This is a genomic window from Neisseria sp. Ec49-e6-T10 (genome assembly GCF_051132615.1).
Classification (GTDB): Bacteria; Pseudomonadota; Gammaproteobacteria; order Burkholderiales; family Neisseriaceae.
In genome coordinates this window covers 437,646-460,431 of the sequence record NZ_CP152375.1, presented here as the reverse complement: position 1 = coordinate 460,431, position 22,786 = coordinate 437,646, and the positions used below count along the sequence as shown (strand labels likewise).

General features: G+C 36.6%; 24 protein-coding genes. 11 read left to right on the top strand and 13 right to left on the bottom strand.

Features of this window, described 5'->3' with window-relative positions:
- Positions 1–9: 9 nt before the first annotated feature.
- The 3 genes from thiM to thiD are packed head-to-tail and all read left to right on the top strand — an operon-like array spanning position 10 to position 2,230.
- On the top strand, positions 10–810 hold the full coding sequence (gene thiM / locus AADH04_RS02245; protein ID WP_434778633.1) for a hydroxyethylthiazole kinase: 801 nt from the start codon (positions 10–12) through the stop codon (positions 808–810).
- Positions 795–1,430, top strand: coding sequence for a thiamine phosphate synthase (gene thiE / locus AADH04_RS02240; RefSeq protein ID WP_434778632.1), 636 nt, complete (start codon positions 795–797; stop codon positions 1,428–1,430). The genes thiM and thiE overlap by 16 nt, the downstream gene beginning before the upstream one ends.
- A complete protein-coding gene (thiD, locus tag AADH04_RS02235; protein WP_434778631.1) occupies positions 1,427–2,230 on the top strand; it encodes a bifunctional hydroxymethylpyrimidine kinase/phosphomethylpyrimidine kinase in 804 nt (267 codons plus the stop codon). Before thiE ends, thiD begins: the two co-directional genes overlap by 4 nt.
- A gap of 60 nt (positions 2,231–2,290) precedes the next feature.
- Here thiD and AADH04_RS02230 read toward each other — a convergent pair whose 3' ends face one another.
- The 3 genes from AADH04_RS02230 to hemA all read right to left on the bottom strand — a co-directional run bounded on the left by AADH04_RS02230 (position 2,291) and on the right by hemA (position 5,975).
- Positions 2,291–3,568, bottom strand: a complete 1,278-nt coding sequence (locus AADH04_RS02230; RefSeq protein ID WP_434778630.1) for an NAD(P)/FAD-dependent oxidoreductase — start codon at positions 3,566–3,568, stop codon at positions 2,291–2,293.
- 81 nt (positions 3,569–3,649) lie between these two features.
- Positions 3,650–4,726 carry a peptide chain release factor 1 gene (prfA, locus tag AADH04_RS02225; RefSeq protein WP_434778629.1) on the bottom strand — a complete coding sequence of 359 codons (1,077 nt, stop codon included), beginning with the start codon at positions 4,724–4,726 and terminating at the stop codon, positions 3,650–3,652.
- Between the two features lies 1 nt (position 4,727).
- Positions 4,728–5,975, bottom strand: coding sequence for a glutamyl-tRNA reductase (gene hemA / locus AADH04_RS02220; protein ID WP_434778628.1), 1,248 nt, complete (start codon positions 5,973–5,975; stop codon positions 4,728–4,730).
- A 140-nt stretch (positions 5,976–6,115) separates the two neighbouring features.
- On the opposite strand from hemA, the gene pdxH reads away from it, so the two are divergent.
- Entirely contained in the window at positions 6,116–6,763 is a 648-nt protein-coding gene (pdxH, locus tag AADH04_RS02215; protein WP_434778627.1) for a pyridoxamine 5'-phosphate oxidase, read from the top strand.
- Between the two features lie 73 nt (positions 6,764–6,836).
- Here pdxH and AADH04_RS02210 read toward each other — a convergent pair whose 3' ends face one another.
- From AADH04_RS02210 to AADH04_RS02165, 10 genes are all read right to left on the bottom strand, one after another.
- On the bottom strand, positions 6,837–7,322 hold the full coding sequence (locus AADH04_RS02210) for a hypothetical protein (protein WP_434778626.1): 486 nt from the start codon (positions 7,320–7,322) through the stop codon (positions 6,837–6,839).
- 241 nt (positions 7,323–7,563) lie between these two features.
- Positions 7,564–7,785, bottom strand: coding sequence for a hypothetical protein (locus AADH04_RS02205; RefSeq protein WP_434778625.1), 222 nt, complete (start codon positions 7,783–7,785; stop codon positions 7,564–7,566).
- A 180-nt stretch (positions 7,786–7,965) separates the two neighbouring features.
- The gene (locus AADH04_RS02200) at positions 7,966–8,250 is read right to left on the bottom strand and encodes a hypothetical protein (protein ID WP_434778624.1); all 285 of its coding nucleotides are present in this window, start codon (positions 8,248–8,250) and stop codon (positions 7,966–7,968) included.
- 272 nt (positions 8,251–8,522) lie between these two features.
- The gene (locus AADH04_RS02195; protein ID WP_434778623.1) at positions 8,523–9,527 is read right to left on the bottom strand and encodes an ornithine carbamoyltransferase; all 1,005 of its coding nucleotides are present in this window, start codon (positions 9,525–9,527) and stop codon (positions 8,523–8,525) included.
- Positions 9,528–9,600: 73 nt separating this feature from the next.
- A complete protein-coding gene (locus AADH04_RS02190; protein WP_434778622.1) occupies positions 9,601–10,197 on the bottom strand; it encodes a hypothetical protein in 597 nt (198 codons plus the stop codon).
- Positions 10,194–10,856: a DUF484 family protein gene (locus AADH04_RS02185; protein ID WP_434778621.1), complete on the bottom strand. Its 663-nt coding sequence runs from the start codon at positions 10,854–10,856 to the stop codon at positions 10,194–10,196. Before AADH04_RS02185 ends, AADH04_RS02190 begins: the two co-directional genes overlap by 4 nt.
- A gap of 1 nt (position 10,857) precedes the next feature.
- Entirely contained in the window at positions 10,858–11,688 is an 831-nt protein-coding gene (dapF, locus tag AADH04_RS02180) for a diaminopimelate epimerase (RefSeq protein ID WP_434778620.1), read from the bottom strand.
- A 344-nt stretch (positions 11,689–12,032) separates the two neighbouring features.
- On the bottom strand, positions 12,033–12,248 hold the full coding sequence (gene rpmE / locus AADH04_RS02175; RefSeq protein WP_434778619.1) for a 50S ribosomal protein L31: 216 nt from the start codon (positions 12,246–12,248) through the stop codon (positions 12,033–12,035).
- A 116-nt stretch (positions 12,249–12,364) separates the two neighbouring features.
- Positions 12,365–13,753 (bottom strand): cysteine--tRNA ligase, encoded by a 1,389-nt coding sequence (gene cysS, locus AADH04_RS02170; protein ID WP_434778618.1) that lies wholly within the window; start codon positions 13,751–13,753, stop codon positions 12,365–12,367.
- Between the two features lie 113 nt (positions 13,754–13,866).
- On the bottom strand, positions 13,867–15,426 hold the full coding sequence (locus tag AADH04_RS02165; protein ID WP_434778617.1) for an ATP-binding cassette domain-containing protein: 1,560 nt from the start codon (positions 15,424–15,426) through the stop codon (positions 13,867–13,869).
- A gap of 567 nt (positions 15,427–15,993) precedes the next feature.
- Between AADH04_RS02165 and AADH04_RS02160 the strand changes: the two genes are divergently transcribed.
- From AADH04_RS02160 to nuoG, 7 genes are read left to right on the top strand one after another with little or no spacing between them, the layout of a single operon-like run.
- Positions 15,994–16,350, top strand: coding sequence for an NADH-quinone oxidoreductase subunit A (locus AADH04_RS02160; RefSeq protein WP_434778616.1), 357 nt, complete (start codon positions 15,994–15,996; stop codon positions 16,348–16,350).
- Positions 16,341–16,817, top strand: a complete 477-nt coding sequence (locus AADH04_RS02155; RefSeq protein ID WP_434778615.1) for a NuoB/complex I 20 kDa subunit family protein — start codon at positions 16,341–16,343, stop codon at positions 16,815–16,817. Before AADH04_RS02160 ends, AADH04_RS02155 begins: the two co-directional genes overlap by 10 nt.
- 23 nt (positions 16,818–16,840) lie before the next feature.
- Positions 16,841–17,422, top strand: coding sequence for an NADH-quinone oxidoreductase subunit C (locus AADH04_RS02150; RefSeq protein WP_434779779.1), 582 nt, complete (start codon positions 16,841–16,843; stop codon positions 17,420–17,422).
- Positions 17,415–18,668: an NADH-quinone oxidoreductase subunit D gene (locus AADH04_RS02145; RefSeq protein WP_434778614.1), complete on the top strand. Its 1,254-nt coding sequence runs from the start codon at positions 17,415–17,417 to the stop codon at positions 18,666–18,668. The genes AADH04_RS02150 and AADH04_RS02145 overlap by 8 nt, the downstream gene beginning before the upstream one ends.
- Positions 18,668–19,141 carry an NADH-quinone oxidoreductase subunit NuoE gene (gene nuoE, locus AADH04_RS02140; RefSeq protein WP_434778613.1) on the top strand — a complete coding sequence of 158 codons (474 nt, stop codon included), beginning with the start codon at positions 18,668–18,670 and terminating at the stop codon, positions 19,139–19,141. Before AADH04_RS02145 ends, nuoE begins: the two co-directional genes overlap by 1 nt.
- Entirely contained in the window at positions 19,141–20,436 is a 1,296-nt protein-coding gene (gene nuoF, locus AADH04_RS02135; protein ID WP_434778612.1) for an NADH-quinone oxidoreductase subunit NuoF, read from the top strand. Before nuoE ends, nuoF begins: the two co-directional genes overlap by 1 nt.
- Before the next feature lie 35 nt (positions 20,437–20,471).
- Positions 20,472–22,781 (top strand): NADH-quinone oxidoreductase subunit NuoG, encoded by a 2,310-nt coding sequence (gene nuoG, locus AADH04_RS02130; protein WP_434778611.1) that lies wholly within the window; start codon positions 20,472–20,474, stop codon positions 22,779–22,781.
- Positions 22,782–22,786: the final 5 nt, after the last annotated feature.

Genomic DNA, 22,786 nt, shown 5'->3' with positions numbered 1-22,786 from the left:
AAAGAATTCATGTTTCAGTCTGATCTTTTTCAATCATTAATGCAAGAGGTCAACCAAAAAGCACCATTGGTTCATTGTTTAACCAATGATGTAGTGGTCAATTTAACGGCAAATGTTTTGCTTGCCATTGGTGCTTCTCCAGCAATGGTGGTTGCACATGAAGAGGTTGTGGATTTTGCTAAGCTTGCCTCTGCATTATTGGTAAATGTTGGCACTTTAACAACTTATCAAAGCCAAGCTATGCGTTTGGCTGTTAAAACAGCAGAACAGACGAAAACGCCTTGGGTTTTGGACCCAGTAGCTGCAGGTGCTTTGAATTATCGAACGAATTTTTGTTTTGAGTTGTTGACCTATCGACCTAGCGTGGTTCGTGCCAATGCTTCTGAAATAGAAGCATTGGCTGGAAAAAATGGTTTAGCTAAGGGTGCGGACAGTACCTTGTCTAGTGATCAGGCTTTAGAGTCAGCAAAGTTCGTGGCACAAAAATATCAAACAGTGGTTGCACTAACTGGTCAAACTGACTATGTCACAGATGGTAACCAAGTGGTCGCTTTGGATAATGGCTCTGTTCAATTAACAAAAGTCACAGGTACAGGTTGTTCGCTTTCGGCAATGGTGGCTGCTTATTGTGCTGTTGCCCCAACACCTTTTATCGCAGCTTGTGCTGCTTTGTCTCATATGGCCATTGCTGGCGAATTGGCTGCAGCAAAAACTCAGGCAATTGGTAGCTTTGCTGTTGCTTTAATGGATGAACTACAATTGTTGCCCCAAAATAATCAACAAAGGTTATTAAAGTGTCAGACTCTATAGATTTATCTTTATATCTGGTGTTAGATCCTTTAATGTGTGGTGGTTTTGATGGTGCCTTAAAAGTAGCTAAGGCTGCCTTAGAAGGTGGCACCTCAATCATACAATTGCGCGCACCAGATTATAAGAAACGATTTTGGTATGATTTGGCGTTGGCTTTAAAGCCTATATGTAAAGCTTATCATGTGCCGTTGATTATTAATGATCATATTGATATTGCCTTAGCAGTTGATGCAGATGGTGTGCATATTGGTCAAGAAGATTTACCTGCTCATATTGTGCGACAACTGGTCGGTTCAGATAAAATAATTGGTTTGTCTGCCAGCTTTATAGAAGAAGTATCACAAGCCAATAGTTTACCTGTTGATTATGTGGGTATAGGCCCAGTATTTGATACTTCTTCTAAAATAGATGCTAATCCTGCCTTAGGTTTTGAATTATCTACACAGCTGGTACAAGCATGTCGTTTACCTAATATTCTCATTGGTGGATTAAAAGACGAGCATATATTTCAAGCAAAGCAAACAGGAACAAATGGTGTTGCTGTTATTTCCGCAATTTGTGCTGCAGCCAATCCTAAAAAGGCTACACAAATTTTAAAACAGAATTGGATAAACTCATGACTCAATATCATGCTTTAACTATAGCAGGCTCTGATTCAGGCGGTGGAGCAGGAATACAGGCAGATTTAAAAACATTTTCAGCTCTTGGTGCATATGGAATGAGCGTCATCACAGCTTTAACTGCACAAAATACACAAGGGGTAAATGGTGTTTTTCCTGTTTCACCTTTATTTGTGCAAGCGCAAGCTGATGCAGTTTTTTCTGATATAAGAGTAGATGCTGTAAAAATAGGTATGTTGGCTGATGTGGATGTGATTGAAATGGTTGCGCATGTTCTAAAGCAATATACTCCATCTTTTGTGGTATTAGACCCTGTTATGGTGGCAAAAGGAGGGGCTTCTTTATTGCAAGAAACTGCGGTAGAAGCATTAATCGAATCATTGCTGCCTTATGTCAATTTAATTACCCCTAATTTACCTGAAGCGGCAAAAATATTAGGATGTGAAGAGGCTAAAAATTTTGAGGAAATGGAAAAACAAGCTTTGGCTCTTCATCAAATGGGGGTAGAGAATGTTTTGATTAAAGGCGGGCATTTAGCAAGTGAAGAAGCTTCTGATTGCCTTGTTGAACAGAATGGACAGATTACTTGGTTTTCTAACCCACGTGTTCAGACAAAACATACTCATGGAACAGGTTGTACCTTATCTGCTGCTATTTGTGCTTTATATCCACAAGAGCAAGATTTAAAAAGTACCATACAAAAAGCGAAAGAATACTTATATCAAGCTATATTGGCAGGAAAAGACATGCAAATTGGTCAAGGTATTGGCCCTTTGCATCATTTTCATGCAATTTGGTGAATGGTTTTAACCTAAATAGAAAAAGGCTAATATATTACGGAAGTTAGCCTTTTCTATTTTTTAGTATGTTCTGATTTTGGGCTTAACAAAACGAGTGAGTTTTTCAGCAAGCCAAGCTGCATGAGCACGCCAGAATCCTAATATGGCTGTTTGATGCATACGATATAGCATAATGTGAGCAAACATAGCGATGTATCCTTTAAACGTATTGCCTTTTAATATGCCTTTACCACCAAACACCCCAAAAGAAGCATAGCGACCAACAGAAACTAACGCGCCATTGTCTTTATATTGAAAAGAAGGAATATTGGGTTCTTGTTGAATGATTTTTTTGAAGTGGCGACTCAAATATAATGCTTGTTGTCTGGCTACTTGAGCAGTTGGTGCCAGAGGTGCTGCTTGAATTGAACTGCAGTCACCAAGTGCAAAAATTGAAGAATCTTTAAGGCTTTGAAAGTATGGGTTGACAACAATTTGCCCAGAAGCAGATAAATCAATTTCTTCTATAGTTTGAATAAATTCTGGCGCTTTGACCCCTGCGGACCAAACCGTTAAAGTTGCTTGAATAATTTCACCATTTCCTAATAATACATTGTCTTTTTGTACTTCCATTACACGTTCATTTTCAATCACTCTGATGTTGAGTTTTTCTAATGCATATTTGGCTTCTTTGCTGATTTTTTCTGTGAAACTTTTTAAAATTCGAGCATTGCTTTCGATTAACGTAATATGTAAGAACTGATTAATATCGTGGTCTCCATAACTGGATGCTAGTTCAATAAAGTTATGTAATTCTCCCGCCAATTCAACACCCGTTGCACCTGCACCCACAATGCAGACATTACAGACTTCTTGTTTATCTATTGCACGTAGAATTAAGCTTTGAAAAGACTCAAAAAAATGAGAAGCTCGTTTTAAGTCATCAATTGTATAAGCAAATTCTTTAACGCCTTTTGTACCGAAATCATTGGAGCAGCTACCCGTGCTAACGATTAGGTAATCATAATGTAGCGTTCGATCTGGTAAAATTTCAATATATTCGCCATTAAAAAGCGTTTCTAAATGAACCGTTTTATTTAGTTGATCAATTTTATAGACTTTGCCTGGATGATATTGAAAACCGTGTATACTGGCATGAGCTACAAAAGAAACACCTTGTTCTGTCGGTTCTGCAGTGCCCGCGGCAAACATGTGTAACATTGGTTTCCAGACATGTAAGGGGCTTTTATCAATCAATATAATATTGGTCTGAGTATGTTGAAATTGTTTGCTAAGCGAGGTAGCGACCTCCATCCCAGCAATGCCTCCACCAATGATGATAATGTTTTTCTTATTCATGTTCTTTTTCCTTTATTTAAAACAAAAGGTGAAGGAATTTCCCTCACCTTTTATTTTTCAGCATCATTCAGACCTAAAGAGTTAGTCTCCCAATTGTGCTAATAGTTCAGCCTGATGCTCAGTAATAAGTGCGCTGGTTAGTTCACCTAGGTCTCCATCCATGATGAAATCAAGTTTATGTAAGGTAAGATTAATACGATGATCTGTAACACGTCCTTGAGGATAATTATAGGTACGAATACGTTCACTTCTGTCGCCACTACCAATCAAACTTTTGCGTTCAGCTGCTTCTTTTGCTTGTTGTTCTTTACGTTGCATATCATTGATTCGCGCAGCTAAAACAGATAAGGCTTGTGCTTTATTTTTATGTTGCGAGCGATCATCCTGGCATTCTACAACCATCCCTGTTGGTAGATGGGTAATCCGTACAGCAGAATCCGTTTTATTTATATGTTGCCCACCAGCACCACTGGCTCGAAATGTGTCGATACGCAAGTCTGCTGGATTCAAAACTATATCATTAATTGTGTCTGCTTCTGGCATAACAGCAACGGTACACGCTGAGGTATGGATACGGCCTTGAGATTCTGTTGTGGGAACACGTTGTACTCTGTGTCCTCCAGATTCAAATTTTAAACGGCTGTATACACCAAACCCTTCAATTTTAGCAATCACTTCTTTATAACCGCCTAATTCAGATTCATTGGCTGAAACAATTTCCACTTTCCAACGGTTACGTTCTGCATAGCGTGTATACATACGCATTAAGTCTCCAGCAAAAAGAGCGGCTTCATCCCCACCGGTACCTGCTCTGACCTCAATAAAAATATTTTTATCATCATTTTGGTCTTTGGGTAAAAGTAAAGTTTGTAGGGCTTTCTCCAACTCATCTTGTTTTATTTTTGCTTGGCCGATTTCCTCTTGAGCAAAACTTTTCATTTCAGGATCGGACAGCATTTCTTCTGCATCAATCAAATCTTGTTCTGCTTGTTGGTAAGCTTGAAAAGTTTCTATGACAGGGGTCAATTCAGCATGTTCTTGTGTCAGTTTTCGGTACTGATCTAAATCATCCGTTGCTTGCTCAGAGCTCAGTAACTGTGTCACTTCTTCTAAACGATGACTTAATTGTGTTAATTTTTCGAGAATAGATGGTTTCATTTTATTTTTGTGATAATTGATAAATTTTAATAATAGCTTCTGCTAAATCAGGTTGTTCAGAAGCGTGATTTAATGTTTTAGTTGGTAAGTGCAGTAGTTTGTTGGTGAGTTGAACCGACAATTGTTCTAAAACTTCATTGGCATCCATACCTTTTTGCAGTTGTTTTTTAGCATGGTTCAATGCGTCAAGTCGGGTGTGTTCACTTTGCTCTTTAAGAGCCCTGATATAAGGGACATGACGCCTGTTTTGTTGCCATGAAATAAATTCTTCTACTTTTTCTGTAATAATGCTTTCTGCTTGTGCTGCGGCAGTTTGTCTGGCTTCTTTATTTTCTTCCACTAAACTGGCTATATCATCCACAGTGTATAAAAAAGCATCTTCTAATTCTTCAACTTCAGATTCTATATCCCTAGGAACAGCTAGATCCAATAAAAAAATAGGTAAGTATTTTCGTTCTTTTAATGCACGCTCAACCATTCCTTTCCCGACAATAGGTAAGGGGCTGGCTGTAGATGAAACCACCACGTCAAATTGGGATAGAATTTGGGGAAGCTGCGTTAAAGTATAAGCTTCTGTTCGAGTATTCAGTTGACTACATAATTCTTGTGCCCGTGCCAATGTACGGTTAACGACGCCAATTTTTTTAGGATTTTTAGCGGCAAAATGTGTTGCAACCAGTTCAATCATTTCTCCTGCGCCAATTAATAAAATATTCAATTGATTAATGCTTGGGAAAATTTGTTCGGCCATTTTAACGGAGGCTGCAGCCATTGACGTGACATTTTTACCAACAGCAGTGGTCGAACGGACATTTTTTGCGACAGAAAATGTTTTTTGAAAAAGCACATTTAAAAAAGGGCCTAGAGCTTTAGCTTGATCTGCTGTCATTACAGCGTCTTTTATTTGCCCCAAAATTTGAGGTTCACCCAATACCATTGAATCTAAACCACTGGCGACCCTAAAAGCATGCCGTATCGCTTCTTGTGTTTTTAATGTGTACAAAAATGGTTTAATTTCAGTTGTGGGGATATTATGAAAATCTGAGAGCCACTGAATGAGTTCATCAGGTTGTGCAACACAATATATTTCAGTTCGATTACACGTTGACAAGATCACCGCTTCATTGCTGATACCACTGGCTACTAAGTTTTGTAAAGCTTCAGGCAGCATTTGTGCCGTGAACGCTAATCGTTCACGGACGCTGACAGGAGCTGTCTGATGGTTGAGCCCGATGGTAATAAAAGACATAAAAACTAATTATTTTTATAAGGTAAAGGTGCACATTCTAACTGATTTTGAGGGTAAAATAAACGCGCAATCGTTTTGTTTTATATTGTTGCATGTTAAGCTAATAAACAGATTTTACGAAATATTTCTTTGGAGTGTCCATGTCTTTAAATTTACAATCTATTCGTCAGGATTACGCCAAACAAACTCTCTCTATCAAAGAGTGTGCCATATCTCCTTTCAATCAATTTGAATTGTGGTTAAAACAAGCAATTGATGCAAAAGTGAATGAACCAACAGCAATGAATGTTGCTACAGTTGATCAAAATGGCATGCCTACCGCTCGTATTGTTTTGTTAAAAGAAATGAGCCAAGAAGGATTTATATTTTATACCAATTATGAAAGTAGAAAAGGGCTAGCTATAGCCCAAAACCCTCATGCAGCTTTAACATTTTTTTGGCCAGAATTAGAACGACAGGTTCGAATAGAAGGCTCTGTACAAAAAGTAGATACCCAAGTATCAGATGTTTATTTCGCTTCTCGCCCATATACCAGTCGTTTAGGTGCATGGGCAAGTCATCAAAGTCAGGAAATTACTGGGCACGCTCAATTAATAAAAGAAGTCGCAAAATTGGGGATCAAATATCCCTTAAAAGTCCCTCGTCCTGATTATTGGGGGGGGTATATTGTGATACCTGATAGAGTTGAATTTTGGCAAGGAAGACCCAGCCGATTACATGATCGTATTTTATATGAAAAAAATAATGATTCACCAAATTTGTGGACAAAAGTAAGACTATCCCCCTAATTTATAAGCTTAAAAAACAGTCAACATGTATTTTGATGTTGGCTGTTTTTTATGATTTTATGTATACCTGATATTATTTAGGGGCATTATTTTTGTCAGAATACCCTCCTTGATTTTTAGGTGCCTGATTGCTTGTGCCATCTTTGCGTTGTTCATTATTTTTGCGTTTATCGCCATCTTTGCGTTGTTCACTATTTTTGCGTTTATCGCCATCTTTGCGTTGTTCACTATTTTTGCGTTTATCGCCATCTTTGCGTTGTTCACTATTTTTGCGTTTATCACCATCTTTGTGTTGTTCACTATTTTTGCGTTTATCGCCATCTTTGCGTTGTTCACTATTTTTGCGTTTATCGCCATCTTTGCGCTGTTCACTGTTTTTGCGTTTATCACCATCTTTGCGCTGTTCAACATTTTTATGGTTATCATTAGCTTTTTTATCTTGTGGTTGGCTAGATTGAGGCTCTTTATTAGGTTGATAATTATTTGGTGCGGCACTGGCTATATTAGACATGATCAAAGAAGATGCTAATACTATTGATAAAAGAATTGATTTTTTCATGTGTTTCTCCGGTTGTGAAAAAAATTATTTTATAAATTGAATTATAATTATATTAATATTAAATTAAGTTATGAATATGTAAATAATTAAATTTTTTTGTAATGATATGTTAAGGAAAATTAATTGGATATTTTACTTTAATAAAGTGAAATAAAATGAAGTTCATTATAATATGTATTTTCCAAGGACCATCAATAAAAGAAACCATACTATATAAATAGGTTTCTTTTATTGATTTATTTTATCGAGGCTTCGGTTTATAAGTATCTGGTCGATCATTTTTTCCTGAATAGTGGTCTTTATTTTGTTTATGTTGATTTGGGGTAGGGCGATTTTTATTATATTGATGATCATGTTTGTTTGGGGGATTGCGATCATTTCTATTGGGCCCAGCATCTACTACACATGCAGACAAACCTAAAGATAATGCCATGATTGCAGATAAAATTATTGATTTTTTCATGTGACTCTCCAGTAGTAAATAATTTATTTTGTAAGTTGAATTATAATTATATAAATATTGATTTAAGTTTTGATTGTGTAAATATTTAATTTGTTTTGTAATGGTGTGTTAAAAAATAATCGGATGTAATACTTCAATAAGTAAAAGAAACCATCGTAGTGGTTTCTCTTTTAATTGGATTCATCTGGGTCTAGTGTTCTTTTCTGAATAATGATTTTTTCCTTTATTGAATTGATGTTTAGGAGGCGATTTATCTATATTATTTTGAAAGCCATGCTTATTTTTATGAGGTTGATAATAACTCTTGTGCCCAGATTGATGTTGTAGCCTGTAACGATGATCATATCGATCATATTTATAAATATGTGAGTGGCCTTGTGTATAGTTTGGTGCAACATCTACCATACAAGCTGATAGGCTTAAGGAAGCTACTACAGTTATAGGTAATATAAATGCTTTATTCATGCACACTCTCCAATATAAATCGAGTCGAATAGATATGAATAAAGTATAGATATTTTTCTATTAAATTAAGTTAGCGTAATGTAAAGGTTAGAAAGTAAGTGTAATGACAGGTTCAGATGGATGGAATGTTATATTCAAACTTATTCTATTAATCTGAATTTGTTCAAATAGAGAATAAATTAAGTACTTTTATAAGTGTTTAAAATAGTTTTACTTTTAGATTTAAAAAGGCCAATATATATTGGCCTTTTTTCCAGATTTATATTAGCTAATTAAGCCAAAGATGAAACTAAAACCGCTTTAATTGTATGCATTCGGTTTTCAGCTTGGTCAAAAGCAATACAAGCTTCAGATTCAAACACATCTTCAGTCACTTCAATTCCATTAGCTAGATGAGGGTATTGCTGCGCTATTTTTTTACCTACGGCCGTTTCACTATTATGAAAAGCAGGTAAACAATGCATAAATTTAACACGAGAGTTCTGTGCTGCTTGCATTAAAGTTTTATTTACTTGAAAGGGCAGCAACTCTTCAATACGTTCTTTCCATGTTTCAACTGGTTCTCCCATTGATACCCAGACATCAGTATGAATAAAATCGACCCCCATTACTGCTTCTTCTGGTTTTTCTGTAAGCATGATTTTTGCGCCACTTGTCTGTGCAAACTCTTGGCACAGTGTGACTAATTCATCTTGAGGCAACAGGTTCTTAGGTGCGGCAATTCGTACATCCATGCCAAGCTTTGAGCCAATTAGCAACAAAGAGTGTCCCATATTGTTCCGTGCATCACCAACATAAGCAAATTTAATTTCATGAACAGGTTTATTGCAGTGTTCTAACATTGTTAATACATCTGCTAACATTTGTGTGGGATGGTATTCATCAGTTAAACCATTAAACACAGGTACACCAGCAAACTGAGCCAACTCTTCTACGGTTTTTTGTTTAAAACCACGATATTCAATTGCATCGTACATTCTGCCTAATACTCTGGCTGTGTCTTTCATACTTTCTTTATGACCAATTTGTGAGGATTGAGGATCAATATAAGTCACATTGGCTCCTTGATCATATGCCGCTACTTCAAAGGCACAGCGGGTACGGGTCGATGTTTTTTCAAAAATAAGGGCAATATTTTTGCCTTTTAAACGTTGTTGTTCTGTACCTGTATATTTTGCTTGTTTCAGTTGTTTTGATAATTCAAGTAGATAATGCAGCTCTTGAGCTGAGTGATGAATTAGGCTTAGAAGATGTCTATTTTTAAGATTAAAAGCCATAGAAATATTTCCTTTCAAGTCAAAAATACAGGTGTTATTTTACTTTATTCATCAACTTTAAACTGACCATTGATTAAAATTGCGCATAGCGCTCTACAACATCAATAATAGTCAGAATCACAGAAAATAAAGCCGTTAGGCTAATGAATAATATTGCCTGAGAAAAACTCATTTTAATGATTTTTAACTGGTTAAATTTGACATATAACATAATTAAGCACATTAATGTAATTTGTAAGCCAATAATCCATATCGGTTGTAAGAAGTATTGATTTAATGTGTTTAAAACAAAAAGAGATTGTAAGTAATAGGGATAAAACAGATAGATAGCCAACAGTAAAAAGCCAAACCCTAGGTGAATAAAAAGATTACTTAAGGCAAAGCTGCTTAATGTAGATTGTCCTGTAAAATACCACTGTTTTGTCTCTTTTTTATATTGAGTGTTTTTAATAAAATAAATAATACTGCCCAGTAAAAAATATAAAGGGGCAGGGTAAAGGCTAATGGTGCTAAATAAGGTATAGATTCCAGGTAAGAGTTTAGATAGCGCAATTGTTGCTACCAGCCATAAAAAAATTGTCGTCCATAACCATGAAAACTGATTATTTTTAAAACATAAATAGCCAGCAAAAATAATATAAACTGAGAGGCAAAGCAGCGTAATCATCATGCGATGCTGTTCCTTAGACGCATGAGTGTTGTTACAATGGCTTCTACCATCTTTTGAACATAAATTGTATCGTGTTCATTGCTAAAACGTTTAGGGTTTGCACTACCAATAACCATCACACCATCGATTTGTTCTTTTGTGGTCAAATGAATGGGAATTTGGATGAAGCTTTGTAAGCTGGTTTGTGTTGGGAGCCAGTCTAACATTTCTTTGATTAAATAATGATGACATATAGGATGGGTGAGTTGTTCTATTTTATGAATAGCTGGGTGTCCAATTGGTAAATAATACTCTTCTGTTAACCAAGAGCTTGATTTTTCAACATGGGGTAGGAGTTTAATTGTATAAGCTTCCAAATTAAAATATTCATTGAGTGTTTTTGAAATGGCACAAAATAATTCATTTGCTGAGGTTGCTTTGATTAAATCTAGATTCAAAGCAAAGAGTTGTTCAACTAATTTTTCATTGTGTTTTGCGTTTTCAATAAGTGTATGTATATTTTTTTCAAGGCGTTGAATCTTATCTTCAGCAGCGATAAGTTTAACTTCTGAAAAACTGACTACTTTATTATTTTTTGCTTGTAAGCCAAAACGTTCAGCACATTCAGCTAAAAAATCAGGATGGGTACTTAAATAATGAACGATTGCATTTTTATCCATATTAATAGCTAATTTCTCCTTCAAAAACAGTCTGTGCTGGGCCTGTCATTGTGACGGGTTGTTGTTCTTGCCAGTGAATGGTTAACTGCCCTTTTTGGGTAAATACACAAACTGTTTCATTTAATAAACCTAGGCGAATACCTGCTACAACAGCCGCACAGGCACCTGTACCACAGGCAAAAGTTTCACCTACACCTCTTTCAAAAACACGCAATTTTACCTCAGACTTGTTTAGAATTTGTAAAAAGCCAACATTAACGCCTTCGGGGAAAAGGGGGTGCTTTTCAATGGCACTTCCCCATTGTTCAACTGGCGCTTGTTCTACATCTTTCACCAATAGCACGGCATGAGGGTTCCCCATATTAATACAAGTAATCTCAGCTTGATGGCCTTCAAATTCAATAGTGTATTTATTGGCAATCTTATCTACCAAAAAAGGAATTTGTTTTGGTTCAAAACGAGGCTGTCCCATGTTCACAGTAACCAATCCGTGATCATCAAGTGATAAGGTAATTGTTTCTTTAACCGTTTCAACCAAAATAGTTGATTTATTTGTTAATTGTTTTTCGTACACAAACCGCATAAAACAGCGTGCACCATTACCACATTGTTCAACTTCATTACCATCAGCATTGAAAATACGATATTTAAAATCATTTGTTGGATCGTCAGGTTTTTGTACCAATAATAATTGATCAAAACCAATACCAAAGTGCCGATCAGACCATTGTTGTATTTGTTTTATGTCAGGAATGAAAATCTGATCTATGGCATTAATCACCATAAAATCATTTCCTAAACCATGCATTTTGGTAAATTTAAGTTTATTCATTGTTTATTGTGAAGTCATCTAAATTTGGTTCAGATAAAAAGCCAGAAGGCTATCATAGCTTATTATACGATGTTTTGCAGAATTTATTGTAATAAACTTCAATCATCGCGAGTTTTTCTATAAACATGAAAATAGGCTGATGATATAACGCGCTATTTTTCAAAATCATTATCCATTAAATTAAATTTTTAATTGTAATTATGTCATAAAAATCAGCTTGTTAATCCGGTTTTCTGGATTTGTTCTTGCAGAGTTTGTTTTAGTTAATCCGTTATATTAAATTGATAATAGCATTAAAAAAGGCGACCTTAATAAGGCCACCTTTTTTGATATGTGTATAACGATTAACGTTTGAACATATTGCCGTATTTTTGTTGGAATTTATCCACACGACCAGCACTGTCCACAATTTTTTGTTTGCCAGTGTAAAACGGATGACAATTTGAGCAAACCTCAATATGGAACTTGTCCTTAGCCATTGTAGACTTAGTTGTAAATGTGTTGCCACAAGAACATGTAACTTCTAGTGGTGTATATTCTGGATGAATACCTTGTTTCATGATTTTTCCTTTAATTTAGCGGACATAGGGGTTTTGCCTATGCTACATTTTGATGAACTTATTATTATCTAACTTTTTCTTAAAACATTCAAGCACATTTTGTACTTTATCTAGATTTATGCTCTACGCCATGTAGAACCTTGAGGGCCGTCTTCCAATAAAATGCCTTGTTGTAGCAATTCATCACGGATACGATCAGATTCAGCCCAATTTTTTTCAGCTCTAGCTTGTTTACGAGCTTCAATCATAGACAGAATAGTTTCTTCGTTTAAAGTAGTATTATTTTGCCCAGCACCTTGTAAAAATAAAATAGGGTCTCTTTCTAACAGCCCAAGCAAATTTCCTAGCTTTTGTAAACAACCTGCTAATTGTGCATCGGGTGTTTTATTAATTTGAGTCGCTAATTCAAATAAGATCGCTATAGCACCAACAGTATTAAAGTCATCGTTCATCGCTTCAAAAAAACGTTGAGAATAATCATTATTTACCCAATCTTCAGGTAGCACAATTTCTTCAACATTTTTTAAGGCTGTATATAAGCGTGTTAATGCATTTTTTGCATCATTTAAATGAACATCTGAATAGTTCAGTGGGCTACGATAATGAGCACGTAAAATAAAAAAGCGAATCACTTCGGCATCGTATTTTTCAAGTACTTCTCTAATGGTAAAAAAATTACCTAAAGATTTCGACATCTTTTCGTTATCTACACGAATAAAACCATTATGTAGCCAATAATTAACAAATGCATGTTGGTGTTTTGGATCTTGTGCACCACAGCTTTGTGCAATTTCATTTTCATGGTGAGGAAACTGTAAGTCAGCGCCGCCACCATGAATATCAAAATGAGCGCCCAATAATTCTTCGCTCATTGCAGAACATTCAATATGCCAGCCGGGGCGTCCTTTGCCCCATGGGCTTTCCCAACTCGGTTCGTTGGGTTTTGCTGCTTTCCATAAGACAAAATCCATTGGGTCTTTTTTGAAAGCATCAATTCCTACACGTTCTCCTGCACGTAAATCATCCAAACTTTTTCCAGAAAGTTGACCATAAGGAGGAAACTCCCTTACCGAGAAATAAACATCACCATTATCTGCTTTATAGGCTTTATTATTCTCGATTAATCGTTCAATCATATCGATCATTTCTGGGATATGTGCAGTTGCTCGTGGTTCAAAATCAGGGCTTAGCACCCCTAAAGCATTTGCATCTTCATGCATCGCATGAATAAATCTGTTGGTAAGTGCTTCAATACTTTCTTTGTTTTCCAACGCTCTAGCAATAATTTTGTCATCAATATCCGTAATATTACGTACATAAGTTAATGGGAAACCAGTTTGGCGCAACCAGCGAGCAATCATATCGAATACAACCATTACTCGTGCATGACCTAAATGACAGTAATCATATACAGTCATTCCACATACATACATCCTGACATTTTTAGGGTCAATTGGCGTGAACTTTTCTTTCTGGCGAGTTAATGTATTGTATAAGTGCAACATATTTAACCTTAATATTAGTGAATAACATATTTTAGCATATGAATTGAACAATCGTGGTTAATCATTTTTTTCAGAAGCACTCTGTGCTTGATATATGTATGGTGCTTAGCTTTTTATAAAAATATACTTTTTTTGATGTCTATCTGTTTCAAAAAATCTGAATCATGGCTCACAAGAAGCATCATGCCTTTATACCGTTGTAAAGCATTTATCAGCATTTTTTTTGCCATTATATCTAAATGATTATCTGGTTCGTCTAAGAGCAAAATAGGCAAGGAAGGGTAGGAGTAAATGATTAATAAAGCCAGTTTGATTTTTTCTCCTCCGCTAAGAGCATGTATGGGGCTGTAGACTTTATGTTTTTTTAGCCCAATATTAGCCAGTAAAGTACGGTAATTTGTTTCCCCTAAATTAGGCACATAATGCTCGAAGTTTGCCAATACATTTAGGTGTGGTAATAAAAAAGATTGGTGTTGATCTAAATACACAATTTTTCCAGATGTTTGACAGCAGCCACTTTTTGGTTGAAGTCTACCCGATAAAATGTGCAATAAAGTAGACTTACCGCTACCATTTTTGCCCATTAATAAAGCTTGTTCATTATTTTTTAAGAAAAAAGTTATGGGGTCCTGATGTCCGTAAGGCAAGATCAAGTGGTCACAAAATATAAAATGATGATTGGCATGTTGATTTTGGTTTAAGCTTAATTTGAGCTCTGTTGTTGCTTCAATTTGATTTTGAGTGTCAAGACGTTTTTGTTCAGATAACTCAAATAATTTTGTGTATCGTTTTTTTAAAGAAGCTTGATTCAGCGTTGCTTTATCTGCTTTTCTATCCAAAATCAGCTTACTTTGACTACCTGATTTTTTTAGTTTTTTACCTTGAATAGCTCTTTGATTGGTATGTTCTTTATTTCTTTGATAACTATGCGTTAATATTTTCTGCGTTTTTTGTTCGTGTTCTAGCGCTTGTTGTAAAGCCAATTGCTTGGTGAATTTTTGTTGCAAATAATCATGAATATTGCCATGAAAATACAGAATACCTTTTGGTGTGAGTTCATGAGTATTAGGTATGATTTCTAGTAATGATAAATCGTGGCTAATTAACAATAAATTGTTTGGATATTGCTTTATTTGTGTTTTTAACCATTCTCTTGCTTGTATATCTAAATGATTGCTTGGTTCGTCCAGAATGAGCCAATTTGGTTTGTTTTGAAAATGTTTCAATAACCTTAAACGGGTTTGTTCCCCACCACTTAAAGAATGAAAAGGCTGCCATAAATCCGCAAAGATTTCAATTTGTGCCAATATTTCTTGTGTCTTTTGTTCTAAGGCCCAATTATCACCAATTAGGCTCATGTCTTGTTCACAATAGTGACCTGATAAAATACGATGCAAAGCTTTTAAAGGGGCTTCAATGTTTAAAAAAGAGGCTATTGATTGTTCTGGTGAAATAAATTGTTGGGAAAATAATTCGACAATAGATGAATGAATGATTTTCCCATCACTTGGTTTATGATTTCCAGCAAGTAAAGATGCTAAAACCGATTTTCCTACACCATTATGGCCAATAAGGTTGTGTTTTCCTTCTCCAAAAGAGTAGGAAATATTATGAAGTATAAAATCAGAGCTGTTAAATTGAAAAGAAACGTGTTCAAGTACGATATTTGGCATAGTATGTTTTCTCCCAAAGTTTAGAAGAAAAGACATTGCTATTGTTCTATGACAAAGTACAATATTAATTTTAAAAATATGAAATTTCTCAAGAAAAAACAATAACAAAGTCTTATATTTTAAGTTGTAATCAATAAAAATATAAGCGTGTTAATTGTTCATTTTGGTTTTGTCCGAGTTTGTAAGAAAGAAACTACAAGGTTAATGTGACATAAAATTTTCCCTATTTTATTGAAAACATTCAATAAGAGCAATTGAGTATTTGTAAAACTAAGTAAAGTGGCTGATTTAACTAGATAAAATGGCTAGCTTGTATAGACCAATTTAATTTTAATCAAATTTATATTAGATTATTTTAAGCAACTACACTAAAAATGTCAGATAAACAACTTAAAGAATCAATAACATTGATTAATATCAAAAATACAATGTCATGTGATAATCGTTCTCAATTGACTGAAAAATAAGTAAAATATCAAAGTAAATTCAAATTTGATACTTCAAAAAAGGCATCGGAGCGGTTACAATAAGCAATTGCTATTTTGTCACGTAGGGAATTATTTTGCCATGTTAGAGAATTATTTTCCCATATTGATGTTCATTATCATAGGATTTTTGATTGGCGGGGGGTGTATCTTTTTAGGTAAAGTTATGGGCCCAAGTCGACCAGATGCAGAAAAAAACTCCGCTTACGAATGTGGTTTTGAAGCATTTGAAGATTCGCGTATGAAATTTGATGTACGTTATTACCTTGTTGCAATCCTATTTATCTTGTTTGATCTTGAAATTGCCTTTTTATTTCCATGGGCAGTTGTTTTTAAAGAGCTTGGATTGTTTGGATTTGGTGCCATGATGGTTTTCTTAGCTATTTTGGTGGTTGGTTTCGTGTATGAATGGAAAAAAGGCGCTTTAGAATGGGAATAGAGGGCGTTTTAAAAGAAGGGTTTGTCACAACATCGGCTGATAAACTGATTAATTATGTGCGTACAGGCTCTTTATGGCCAGTGACATTTGGTTTGGCTTGCTGTGCGGTTGAAATGATGCAAGCTGGGGCAGCGCGATATGACTTAGACCAGTATGGTATTATTTTTCGTCCTAGCCCTCGCCAGTCAGATTTAATGATTGTCGCTGGTACGCTTTGTAACAAAATGGCACCTGCTTTACGTAAAGTTTATGACCAAATGGCGGAACCTCGTTGGGTTTTATCAATGGGATCTTGTGCAAATGGGGGCGGTTACTACCATTATTCATATTCCGTTGTCAGAGGGTGTGACCGTATTGTGCCTGTTGATGTTTACGTGCCAGGTTGTCCACCTACTGCAGAAGCTTTACTTTACGGTTTAATGCAGCTACAGAATAAAATTAAAAGAACAAGCACTATAGCGCGTTAGGAGAGTGTGTTGTGTCTACAAAAATACAAACGTTAAAAAATCTTATAGAAACACAATTTCCTGGATTACCAACAAAATTGGTCGTGTCTGGAAATGAGTTGACTCTTGAATGTAAAAGTGAACATTACTTCAACTTGGTTAAAGCATTAAAAGAAACAAAAGAGTTGGGTTTTGATCAAGTAACAGACTTATGTGGCGTGGATTACAGTACATATAAAAATCAAGAGTGGCAAGGCCCACGCTTTGCTGTTGTTATTCATCTATTGTCTGTGACCCATAATTGGCGACTCAGAGTAAGAACGTTCGCATCCAATGATGACTTTCCTATTGTGGATTCAATTTACCCATTATTCAATGGTGTCAATTGGTATGAGCGTGAAGCATTTGACCTATTTGGTATCTTGTTTAATAACCACCCTGACTTACGCCGAATTCTGACAGACTATGGTTTTGTTGGTCACCCTTTCAGAAAAGATTTTCCTATTTCAGGTGATATGGAAATGCGTTACGACAGTGCGCAATCAAGAGTCATCTATCAACCTGTCAGTATAGAACCGAGAGAAATCACCCCTCGTATCGTGAGAGAGGAGCAGTACGGTGGCTAATATTCGCAATTATACAATTAACTTTGGCCCGCAGCATCCTGCAGCACACGGGGTATTACGTATGGTGCTGGAACTTGATGGTGAAGTGGTCGTGCGAGCAGATCCACATATTGGCTTATTGCACCGTGGTACAGAAAAATTAGCAGAGCATAGAACATATTTGCAAGCATTACCTTATATGGACAGGCTTGATTATGTTTCTATGATGTGTAATGAACATGCCTATTGTTTATCTCTTGAAAAGATTTTAAACATTCAAGTACCTGAGCGTGCTCAGTACATCCGAGTAATGTTTGCAGAGATTACCAGAATTTTGAATCATTTGATGGGTGTAGGTTCTCATGCATTAGATATCGGGGCAATGACAGTGTTTTTATACGCTTTTCGTGAGCGTGAAGAGCTTATGGATATGTATGAGGCTGTATCTGGAGCCAGAATGCATGCTGCTTATTTTAGACCCGGTGGTGTTTACCGTGATTTACCTGACTCAATGCCACAATATGCACAAAGCAAATTTACCAAAGGTAAAAAATTGCAAGATTTGAATCAGGCTCGTCAAGGTACATTGCTTGATTATATTGAAGACTTTACCAATCGCTTCCCTGCTTGCGTAGATACCTATGAAAACTTGTTAACAGAGAATCGTATTTGGAAGCAACGTACCGTTGGCATCGGTGTTGTGAGTGCAGAACGAGCCAAAGAATTAGGTTTTTCTGGCCCCATGTTACGTGGCTCAGGTGTCGAATGGGATATTCGTAAGAAACAGCCTTATGATGTCTATGCTAAGTTAGATTTTGATATTCCAGTTGGGGTCAATGGCGATTGCTATGATCGTTATTTAGTACGTATTGAAGAAATGCGTCAAGCTAATCGTATTATCAAACAATGTGTGCAGTGGTTAAAAGATAATCCTGGGCCTGTTATTGTTGATAATCATAAAGTTGCGCCACCTAAACGCGAAGCAATGAAAACCAATATGGAAGATTTAATTCATCACTTCAAACTGTTTACAGAAGGCATGCATATGCCAGAAGGTGAAGCTTATGTACCAACTGAACATCCAAAAGGAGAGTTTGGGGTTTATGTGATTTCCGATGGTGCAAATAAACCGTATCGTCTCAAAATCAGAGCACCAGGTTTTCCTCATTTAGCTTCTATGGATGAGTTGGCAAGAGGTCATATGTTAGCAGACGTTGTGGCCATTATAGGAACACAGGATATTGTATTTGGGGAGATTGACCGATAATGTTAACAACAGAATCTCTAAATAAAATCGATATTGAGTTAGCGAAATACCCAACTGACCAACGTCGCTCTGCAATTATGTCTGCCTTACGTATTGCGCAACAGGAAAAAGGTTTTTTATCCAGCGATACGATTGAATATGTTGCTAAATATATTGGTATTGCGCCAGTAGCAGCTTATGAGGTCGCAACGTTTTATAACATGTATGATTTAAAACCAGTAGGTAAATATAAATTAACAGTGTGTACTAATTTACCATGCGCTTTACGTGGTGGTGTGAATACCGCTGAATACTTACAGCAAAAATTGGGTATTGGTTTGGGAGAAACGACAGCAGATGGCAAATTTACCTTATTAGAAGGTGAATGTATGGGGGCTTGTGGCGATGCTCCTGTAATGCTGATTAATAACCATAAAATGTGTAGCTTCATGACTCCTGAGGCCATAGATGAAAAATTGGCGGAGTTAAACTAATGGCAATATATCAATCAGGTATTATTTTTGACGGTGTCAATACAGATGATCCAAATGTTTGGACGATTGATGCTTATATGCAACGAGGGGGCTACCAAGCACTTAAGCGTATTTTGTCTGAGTCTATGTCACAGGACGACGTGATTGCAGAGGTAAAAAATTCTGGTTTAAGAGGTCGTGGAGGGGCAGGTTTTCCCACTGGGCTTAAATGGAGTTTTATGCCCAGATCATTTCCGGGTGAAAAATATGTAGTCTGTAATACAGACGAAGGTGAACCTGGTACATTTAAAGATCGTGACATTATGCGTTTCAATCCTCATGCCTTAATAGAAGGGATGATTATTGCTGGTTATGCGATGGGGGCTGTCGCAGGTTATAACTATGTTCACGGTGAAATCTTTGAAGAGTACCTACGTTTTGAGGAAGCTTTAGAACAAGCTAAAAAAGCAGGTTTTCTAGGTGAAAAAATTTTAGGAACAGATTTTTCTTTTAACTTATATGCACATCATGGTTATGGTGCTTATATTTGTGGGGAAGAAACTGCCCTCTTGGAATCGTTAGAAGGTAAAAAAGGACAACCTCGTTTTAAACCTCCTTTCCCAGCTTCGTTTGGTTTATATGGTAAACCAACAACGATTAACAATACAGAGTCTTTTGCGTCTGTTCCTTTTATCATGCGTGATGGTGCACAAAAATTTTCTTCTTTTGGCCTGCCAAATAATTTTGGTACGAAATTGTTTTCTGTTTCTGGGCATGTAGAACGTCCTGGAAATTACGAAGTTCCTTTGGGAACACCATTTTCACAATTATTGGAAATGGCTGGCGGTATGCGTCATGGCAAAAAATTAAAAGCAGTTATTCCAGGTGGTTCTTCTGCACCTGTTTTACCTGCGGATATTATGATGGATTTGACCATGGATTATGATGCCATCAGTAAAGCAGGTTCCATGTTAGGTTCTGGTGCAGTGATTGTGATGGATGAAGATGTGTGTATGGTCAAGGCTCTAGAGCGATTGTCTTATTTTTATCATGAAGAGTCGTGTGGCCAATGTACACCTTGCCGTGAAGGTACAGGTTGGTTGTATCGAATTGTACATCGTATTGAACATGGACAGGGTAGAACAGAAGATTTAGAACTACTGGCATCTGTTGGTAATAATATGGCTGGTAGAACTATTTGCGCTTTAGCAGATGCAGCTGTTTTCCCTGTGCGTAGTTTTACAAAACATTTTTTACATGAATTTGAACACCATATTGAGCATAAAAAATGCTTAGTAGAACATAAGTGGTTTTAGTGTGCACTAAGTACATAATAAGGAATTGTTGAGTTATGCTACAAATAGAGATTGATGGAAAAGAAGTTGCCGTGCCTCAAGGCAGCACGGTTATGGAAGCTGCTAATACGGCAGGAACATATATTCCACATTTTTGTTACCACAAAAAATTATCGATTGCTGCCAACTGTCGCATGTGTTTGGTTGAAGTGGAAAAAGCACCAAAACCATTACCTGCTTGCGCCACACCTGTAACGGATGGTATGAAAGTCCATACCCATTCGCAGATGGCTCAAAATGCCCAAAAGGGGGTTATGGAGTTTTTGCTGATAAATCATCCTTTAGATTGCCCCATTTGCGATCAAGGTGGTGAGTGTCAATTGCAAGATTTGTCAGTTGGCTATGGTAATAGTACAGGCCGTTATCAAGAAGCAAAAAGAGCGGTTGTGGCCAAAGACATGGGCCCCTTGGTTTCTGCTCAAGAAATGTCTCGTTGTATTCATTGTACGCGCTGTGTCCGTTTTACTGAAGAAATTGCAGGGCAGCAAGAAATTGGCATGGCCAATAGAGGAGAATTCTCCCAAATTATGCCTTTTGTTGGTAAAGTTGTTGAAACAGAGCTGTCAGGTAATGTCATTGACTTATGCCCAGTGGGTGCTTTAACCAGCAAACCATTTCGTTATAGTGCAAGGTCTTGGGAGTTATCACGCCGTAAATCCATTGCGCCACACGATGCATTGGGCTCAAATTTAATTGTTCAGGTTAAAGACCACGAAGTAAAACGAGTTTTACCTTTAGAAAATGATGAAATCAATGAGTGTTGGTTGTCAGATAAAGATCGTTTTTCTTATGAAGGCTTAAACAGTGAGGAGCGTTTACAACGCCCAATGATTAAGCATGGTGGTGTATGGCATGAAGTTGAGTGGCAAACAGCACTTGAGTATGTTGTTAAAGGTCTAAAAGGTGTGGCAAATGATCATGGTAAAGATGCCATTGCTTGCTTGTTGAACCCTACTAGTACATTAGAAGAAGCTTATCTTGCTAAAAAACTGACTAAAGAATTTGGTGTTGAGAACATTGAGTCACGCTTACGTCAGCAAGATTTTAAACTCGATGGACATATAGATGGCGTGTTTTGGCTAGGTCAAAGCATACAATCTTTATTAGAAAATGGTGCAGTGTTTAGCATTGGTGCTACTTGGCGTTCAGAGCAACCTCTATTAACTGCTAGAATCCGAGGTGCGGCACAAAAAGGATTGAAATTAAGTTCTTTGAATGCAGTGTATGAAGAACTGAACATGCCTGTTGTTGAACAAACTGTAGAGCATCCTTTGCAATGGCTTCAATATCTACAACGATTATTGATTGAAGTACGTGCCCAGAAGGCTGGACAAAAACAAGATAATGGTATTGCAAAAGTAGCACAAAGTTTATTAGCTGCAGAAAAGTCCACAGTCTTATTGGGTGGTTTGGCTCAGAATCATCCTGACTTTGCACAATTATCTGCCTTGGCTCAGAATATTGCTCAAGAAACCAATTCAGTTTTTGGTTTCTTACCTCAAGCTGGTAATAGCGTGGGTGTGCAAGCCATGATACAACCACACAAACAAACAAAGTTTAATACTCGTGCCGCCTTAACTGAGCCCAAAAAAGCTTATGTATTGGTTAATATAGAAGTAGATAAAGACTTATGTGATGGTAATTTGGCATTAAAGGCAATGGAACAAGCGGAAACAGTGATTGCCTTTACTGCATACAAAGACAAAAATTTATTGAATTATGCAGATGTTTTATTACCTGTTGCGCCTTTTACGGAAACAGCGGGTAGTTTTGTCAATATGGAAGGTAAGCTTCAAAGCTTTTTTGGTGTCGTGCGTCCTTTAGCACAAACTCGGCCTTTATGGAAAGTTTTACGCGTTTTAGGCAATATGCTTGAACTTTCTGGCTTTGAGTTTGATTCTGTAGAACAGGTGCGCGAAGAAGCTTTGGCTCAGCATGATTTACCTAAGTTATTGAATAATCATATTCAATATACAGTCACTTCATTAGAGTTCAAAGATAACCTTCTTTATAGGGTAGGTAATGTTGGGCTTTATGAATCAGACGCAATAGTACGTCGAGCAATTTCATTACAACAAACCGTACAAGCACAAGTGCCTACTGCAATACTGCATAGCAGAACATTATCTAATCTAGGATTTAGTGTAGGAGAAGCTGTACAAGTTTGTCAGGAAAATGGGCAACCCGTTTGTGTTGTGGTCAGTTGTGATGACAGATTGCCTGAAAATGTGGTTTCTTTAGCCCATCATGCACATACTTGTACCGTTGGTGCATTGTTGGGTGAAATTGAACTGAAGAGAGGGTAATGAGC

What these genes read in the sequence shown, in the direction of transcription:
- thiD (WP_434778631.1), top strand. Translation starts at nt 1,427, where the DNA reads ATGACTCAATATCATGCTTTAACTATAGCAGGCTCTGATTCAGGCGGT.
- pdxH (WP_434778627.1), top strand. Translation starts at nt 6,116, where the DNA reads ATGTCTTTAAATTTACAATCTATTCGTCAGGATTACGCCAAACAAACT.
- hemA (WP_434778628.1), bottom strand. Translation starts at nt 5,975, where the DNA reads ATGTCTTTTATTACCATCGGGCTCAACCATCAGACAGCTCCTGTCAGC.
- AADH04_RS02185 (WP_434778621.1), bottom strand. Translation starts at nt 10,856, where the DNA reads ATGGATAAAAATGCAATCGTTCATTATTTAAGTACCCATCCTGATTTT.
- AADH04_RS02160 (WP_434778616.1), top strand. Translation starts at nt 15,994, where the DNA reads ATGTTAGAGAATTATTTTCCCATATTGATGTTCATTATCATAGGATTT.
- AADH04_RS02200 (WP_434778624.1), bottom strand. Translation starts at nt 8,250, where the DNA reads ATGAATAAAGCATTTATATTACCTATAACTGTAGTAGCTTCCTTAAGC.
- AADH04_RS02165 (WP_434778617.1), bottom strand. Translation starts at nt 15,426, where the DNA reads ATGCCAAATATCGTACTTGAACACGTTTCTTTTCAATTTAACAGCTCT.
- AADH04_RS02210 (WP_434778626.1), bottom strand. Translation starts at nt 7,322, where the DNA reads ATGAAAAAATCAATTCTTTTATCAATAGTATTAGCATCTTCTTTGATC.
- AADH04_RS02205 (WP_434778625.1), bottom strand. Translation starts at nt 7,785, where the DNA reads ATGAAAAAATCAATAATTTTATCTGCAATCATGGCATTATCTTTAGGT.
- AADH04_RS02195 (WP_434778623.1), bottom strand. Translation starts at nt 9,527, where the DNA reads ATGGCTTTTAATCTTAAAAATAGACATCTTCTAAGCCTAATTCATCAC.
- AADH04_RS02230 (WP_434778630.1), bottom strand. Translation starts at nt 3,568, where the DNA reads ATGAATAAGAAAAACATTATCATCATTGGTGGAGGCATTGCTGGGATG.
- cysS (WP_434778618.1), bottom strand. Translation starts at nt 13,753, where the DNA reads ATGTTGCACTTATACAATACATTAACTCGCCAGAAAGAAAAGTTCACG.
- nuoE (WP_434778613.1), top strand. Translation starts at nt 18,668, where the DNA reads ATGTTAACAACAGAATCTCTAAATAAAATCGATATTGAGTTAGCGAAA.
- nuoF (WP_434778612.1), top strand. Translation starts at nt 19,141, where the DNA reads ATGGCAATATATCAATCAGGTATTATTTTTGACGGTGTCAATACAGAT.
- dapF (WP_434778620.1), bottom strand. Translation starts at nt 11,688, where the DNA reads ATGAATAAACTTAAATTTACCAAAATGCATGGTTTAGGAAATGATTTT.
- prfA (WP_434778629.1), bottom strand. Translation starts at nt 4,726, where the DNA reads ATGAAACCATCTATTCTCGAAAAATTAACACAATTAAGTCATCGTTTA.
- AADH04_RS02190 (WP_434778622.1), bottom strand. Translation starts at nt 10,197, where the DNA reads ATGATGATTACGCTGCTTTGCCTCTCAGTTTATATTATTTTTGCTGGC.
- nuoG (WP_434778611.1), top strand. Translation starts at nt 20,472, where the DNA reads ATGCTACAAATAGAGATTGATGGAAAAGAAGTTGCCGTGCCTCAAGGC.
- AADH04_RS02155 (WP_434778615.1), top strand. Translation starts at nt 16,341, where the DNA reads ATGGGAATAGAGGGCGTTTTAAAAGAAGGGTTTGTCACAACATCGGCT.
- thiM (WP_434778633.1), top strand. Translation starts at nt 10, where the DNA reads ATGTTTCAGTCTGATCTTTTTCAATCATTAATGCAAGAGGTCAACCAA.
- rpmE (WP_434778619.1), bottom strand. Translation starts at nt 12,248, where the DNA reads ATGAAACAAGGTATTCATCCAGAATATACACCACTAGAAGTTACATGT.